Here is a 5,810-nt window from a genome sequence, read left to right as displayed (position 1 = left end):
CTTCACATTTGAAGGCACAATTGCTGATGAAGAAAATCTGACAGAAATTAACACTCTGACAGTAAATGTTTCCGATGCCCAGGATAATCCAGCGAGTGCTGAGGATACATCCACCGTCACCACTCCTCTTCCCACAAGTTCCATCGGCAACTACGTATTTGAAGACCTCAACGCCAACGGTATCCAAGATAGTGGAGAATCAGGAATTCCTGATGCGGAAGTTAAACTCCTAAATGCTGACGGAACACCTGTAGAAGACGAAAGTGGTAACCCAATCACCACTAATACAGATGGCAGTGGTTTCTACGAATTCACAGGACTCACCCCCGGTGAATACAAAGTCATGTTCGTGCAACCAGATGGATTTGAAGGAGTCAGTCCAGTCAACGCAGGTGGAGACGATGTAGACTCCGACGCTGACCCTAACAACAACTTAATTACAGGAGTCATCACTCTCAACCCTGGTCAAAACGACGACACCAACGACGCTGGTTTCTTTAAGACAGCAAGCATCGGAGACTTCGTCTTCAACGACGAAAACCAAAATGGCATCCAAGATATTGGAGAATCAGGAATTCCTGACGCCGAAGTCAAACTCCTAGATGTTAATGGCGACCCAGTCTTAGACCAAGACGGTAACGAAATTACCACGACCACAGATGGCAATGGTGCATACCAATTCACAGGTCTGACCCCCGGTGAATACAAAGTCATGTTCGTTCAACCAGAAGGATTTGAAGGAGTCAGTCCAGTTAACGCAGGTGGAGACGATGTAGACTCCGACGCTGACCCCAACAACGGGTTAATGAGTGACGTAATTACTCTCTCTTCTGGTGATGAGAATGACACAGTAGATGCCGGATTCTTCAACAATGCTCCAGGACCTAACATAATCGACGGTACCAGTGGTATGGATATGATTGAAGGAACTTCAGGTAACGACATCATAACTGGCTTTGAGGGCAGGGATATGCTAACTGGAGGTGATGGAAATGACATATTCGTCTACACACAATTATTGGATCAACGAGATGACATAACCGACTTCCAGAGTGGTAGCGATAAACTTGATTTCAGTATTCTACTTGGGAATGAATCAAACTTCTATGACGAATTCCCAGAAGGAACTGTTCAGGATGCCATTGATAATTCATACATCATTCCCTATGATTTAGGAGCTATATATGGAATGGATGGAACATGGTTCGTCATCGACCCTGATGGGAACACTGGTGGACAAGCGCCAGAAAATATCGTTGTTCTGAATGGAGTTTCATCCATAAATCCTAACGGCAATGTGTTTAATCCGAACACAGATATGATTGTCTAGGCTTCCTATTACTTTTCCTTGAGCAGGTTTCACAGATAATCCATTCCCTAGTCTGGTAGCATTTATCATAGAGACGTTGCACGCAACGTCTCTAAAAATCCGACAACATCAACTCTGTAAACCTGGAAAACATAGCAAATTATGTGCTACCATTCTAGAAAATCATGTGCTATAATTTTAGGTAAACTTGAGTACACTCAATAGAACACTTCACTCAATTGGTTTTCCACAATACAAGTTGCATCAACCCTCAATTTCTGTAATTAATTCAATTCACAAAAATAATGTTCAAACTTTTATCAACTTCTAAATCCCTTTTCCGTGGTCTTTCCTTGCTTCCAGTTGCTACTCTCAGCTTACTAAGCTTAGGAACCATAACTTCTAAGCCAGTTCAAGCAGCAGCATTTAACAACGGCAGCTTTGAATCTGACTTCACTTCTTGGATGACCACCGGAGATGTCAGTACAGTAGGTACTTTCAACAATTTCGATCCAACAGATAGCTCCTTTCAGGCTTTGTTAACCACTGCAACAACCTGGAGAGATGACGATAATGTTGGTGATGGTGAATATAATTTTTCAGGTACTGATGCCACTATTGCCACTATCAACGATGCTCAACTACAAGCATTCTTGGGGCTAGAAAATGATGCCTTACAAATTGATACACCTATAACTGCTATGACTGGGATTCAATTAGATTCTAAAGAAGGGTCAGCGATCAAACAATCTTTTTCTTTCGAGCATGATTTTAATCTGAGTTTTGATTGGAAGTTTCTTACCAACGATGGAAACACAACTAGTCTATTTTCTCTTCCTTCAGACCGTGCGATTGTAACTATATTTGACGGCACAAATACGGTGATTGAGACTTTTGCTCAAAGTGAAGGTGATTTCCCTGCACCTGGTTCCCTGACATCACCTGAATTTGAGAAAAAATCTCAAGGAACATTCTCAACATTTCTTGCCGCTGGCGATTACACGGTGGGTATAGCAGTTTACGATCTAGATGGAACTGATAAGACCTCAGCTTTGCTAGTTGATAATGTCAGAGTAGAATCTTCTGAAAAACCAAAACCTGTTCCTGAACCACTGAGTACTCTAGGATTATTGGCTGTTGGTGCTTGCATTGCTTGTTATAAAAAGCGTCAGCAAAATACTCAAACTTCTAAACAATAACAATTGTTTTTACCCATCAACGATAAATAACCCTATTATCATAACGGTAATGGAATTTTTCGATCTGAAGTAGAGTTAATTGGTTAAGAAAAAATGGAGGTGAATACACATATTACTCCATTCAAGTCGAACCTCAAGGACAATTTTTTGTCGAAGGCGATCAAGTAATTGTAGATGTAAAAGTCAGTGAAAATAGAACTCTTCGTATTCAGGGGCAAGTCGATTGGTCTCGAACTGGCTGCACTACAAGTGTATATTGTTGGACTTTACATAGAGAGTTTTAGCCCACTTTATATGAGCAGTAAAGTTTTTAGACTACTGCAGGGTGGCGGAAATAACTGACCAGTTACAAAATTCTAAAACAATTACAAATCAAAAATGATTGACTGTCAGATGTGCGTCTTACATTCCGGAGGGGCTGTGTGCGGAAGTAATTCCGCACAGTAGGCGCCTCGTAGGAAACCTCGCCAATTAGCACTCGCTTTTAAATGCATGACTTTTAACTTCCCAGTAGCGGCACTAGAGGCTAGGACTTTATCTCAACGTTGGTTGAAGACCCGCGCTCTCCCGCAGGGGAGCGGAGGGATGGGAAAACCAATCAATGTTGCGGTTTTACAAATAGTCTGTTAAAATGTAAATGTGGAAAAGTAAACAATAGATGGTTGAAAAAGCGTACAAATTTAGGTTTTACCCTACTCCAGAGCAGGAAAGTCTGTTGCGGAGAACTTTGGGTTGTGTACGCTTGGTCTACAATAAAGCTTTAGCACAAAGGACTCAAGCTTGGTATGAGAAACAAGAACGGGTAGGGTATAAGCAAACTTCTGCTATGCTTACCAACTGGAAAAAGCAGGAAGATTTAGATTTTCTTACAGAAGTAAGTAGTGTACCATTACAGCAAGGTTTGAGACATTTACAGAGTGCCTTCTCTAATTTTTTTAGTGGGCGTGCTAAATACCCAAACTTCAAGAAAAAACGGAATGGTGGTAGTGCTGAGTTCACAAAATCAGCATTTAAGTGGAAAGATGGTCAAGTCTATCTAGCCAAATGTGTTGAACCATTACCTATAAGATGGAGTAGGCAACTACCACAAAACTTTGTACCAACCACAATAACTGTAAAACTTGACCCTTCTGGCAGATGGTCTATATCTTTGAGAGTCAGCGACACTAGAAATTTAAAAATCAAACCAGTACTGAAACAAATAGGTATTGACTTAGGAATTACCAGTTTACTAACTACAAGTGATGGAGAAAAAATTGCCAATCCAAAGAATCTTCAGAAATTACATAAAAAATTGAGGTTAGCTCAAAAGTCTCTATCTAGAAAAACTAAGGGATCTAATAACTATCAAAAAGCTAGACTGAAAGTAGCTAGGATACACGCAAAAATAAAAGATTCAAGGCTTGACTATACCCACAAGCTAACTACTCAGCTAATCAAAGAAAACCAAACGATAGTAGTTGAGGATTTAGCGGTAAAAAACATGGTTAAAAACCATAAGTTAGCAAGGGCAATAAGTGACGCCAACTGGGGGGAATTAGTCAGACAATTAGAATACAAAGCTGAATGGTATGGGCGGGAATTAATTAAGATTGATAGATATTTTCCTAGTTCTAAACGTTGCTCTAATTGTGGACACATAGTAGAAAAATTACCTCTAAGTATTAGAGAGTGGGATTGCCCAGAGTGTGCAACTCACCATGACAGGGACATAAACGCTTCGGTAAATATTTTGCGGATGGGAACCCGCGTCGGCGATAGACGCAAGGGAACGCCCACCAAGAAGGCTGCGGGACTCGCAGTGTCAGTCTGTGGAGCGACTGTAAGACCTGAAGGGAGTAAATCTCGGAAGGCGGGTGCTATGAAACAGAAAGCCCCTAACAGTGATGTTAAGGAATCCCGCGCTGTCTCGTAGAGCAGCGTCGGGAGGATGTCAAGTAGAAATAATATTACTTATGTTCTGGATGAGTTGGTGTATTTGCTCCCATCTTATTTATCTGAGCAATCATTTGATATAATCTACCAGTATCTTTCTGATTGAAGGACATAACTAAACGAGGAAGATGAGCAGTTTCATCTCCTAACTCTTCTGGTAAAACTTTACTTTTTTCAATTTTTCCTATAGTCAAAATATCACTATATTCTTGATTCAAATAATCCACATCTCCTTCTGAAAGTTCTGAATTCAGACGAATCACAAACTTTTCTCCCACATAACGACTCGAATGATACATTCTGTAAAAGTTAGCGATCGCTTGACAAGCTTCTTCCAAGTCATCTGTAATAGTATATAAGCTAGGGTCTTCTGGACTAATCAAACCACGCCGAAGTAGTTGTTTATGAATAAAATCGTTCCAGTCATGCCAATAGTTTCCACCAGGACAATCTATTAACACTAGAGGTGCCGGGCCATATTTACCTGTTTGTGTTAATGTTAAACTTTCAAATGCTTCATCTAAAGTGCCAAAACCACCAGGAAATAAAGCTAAAGCATCACTTTCTCTGAGAAAAAATAACTTACGAGTAAAAAAGTATTTAAAGTTAATTAATTTTTGTTCTCTTTCAATAAAAGGATTTGATTCTTTTTCAAAAGGTAACTGAATATTTAAGCCGAAAGATTTTTCTGCCCCAGCACCTTCATTGCCAGCTTGCATTATTCCGCCCCCACCACCTGTCATTACCATAAAACCTTGCCGAGTAATGCGACGGGCAAAGTTTACGGCCATTTGATATTCTGGAGCTTCTGGGGATGTTCGTGCAGAACCAAATATCGTAATTTTGCGAATATGGCGATAGGGATAAAATATCTCAAATCCTTTTTCCATATCCTGTAGAGAAGCCGCTAATATCTTCCAATCTAGGCGGTCTAGCTCCTCTGATGCCATACTGACAATGGTGGAGAGCGATCGCTTAATCCATTTCTCATGTTTTAGGGTCGGCAAATTTTTGACTAACTTAGTCACTTCTGCCTCAATAGACTCAACTGCTGTTTTCTGAAAATCTGAGGCCATTAACTTTTTCCAAATACTTAATAACTTTAATTTTTACTGGAATTTTTTAGTTGATGGTTTTTTCATTTTTCCCAGTTAATCGTATTTTATCTCCTAATTTCGCCCTAATTCTTTATTAGAAATCTAAGGAAAAAGAAAAAAAAGCATAATTTTTTAATTTCCTTTTTTTGACATACTCCCGGCGCTGAATTAAAAATTACAGCGCGGGATTCTCACCCATCTGTGATTCTTGATTCAGCGACACCACTTACTATTTCAGGTTGCCCATCTACAGCAGAGGTGGTAGTCTCC

4 protein-coding genes are annotated in these 5,810 nt (G+C 40.1%); 3 read left to right on the top strand and 1 reads right to left on the bottom strand.

What is annotated here, in order from left to right:
• The 3 genes from F6K06_RS29970 to F6K06_RS29960 form a co-directional block, all read left to right on the top strand.
• A partial coding sequence (locus F6K06_RS29970; protein WP_287309026.1) for an SdrD B-like domain-containing protein occupies positions 1-1,330 on the top strand: 1,330 nt, incomplete at its 5' end.
• Between the two features lie 284 nt (positions 1,331-1,614).
• On the top strand, positions 1,615-2,508 hold the full coding sequence (locus F6K06_RS29965; protein WP_124155743.1) for a hypothetical protein: 894 nt from the start codon (positions 1,615-1,617) through the stop codon (positions 2,506-2,508).
• A gap of 658 nt (positions 2,509-3,166) precedes the next feature.
• On the top strand, positions 3,167-4,423 hold the full coding sequence (locus F6K06_RS29960) for an RNA-guided endonuclease TnpB family protein (protein WP_124146704.1): 1,257 nt from the start codon (positions 3,167-3,169) through the stop codon (positions 4,421-4,423).
• Positions 4,424-4,457: 34 nt separating this feature from the next.
• On the opposite strand, the gene F6K06_RS29955 is transcribed toward F6K06_RS29960, so the two are convergent.
• Positions 4,458-5,519 carry an LOG family protein gene (locus F6K06_RS29955; protein WP_124146703.1) on the bottom strand — a complete coding sequence of 354 codons (1,062 nt, stop codon included), beginning with the start codon at positions 5,517-5,519 and terminating at the stop codon, positions 4,458-4,460.
• Positions 5,520-5,810 lie beyond the last annotated feature (291 nt).

The organism is Okeania sp. SIO1H4, assembly GCF_010672695.1.
In the GTDB taxonomy this organism is placed as follows: Bacteria; Cyanobacteriota; Cyanobacteriia; order Cyanobacteriales; family Microcoleaceae; genus Okeania; species Okeania hirsuta.
The sequence above is the reverse complement of the archived record's forward strand: the minus strand, read 5'-3'. Positions and strand labels throughout refer to the sequence as shown.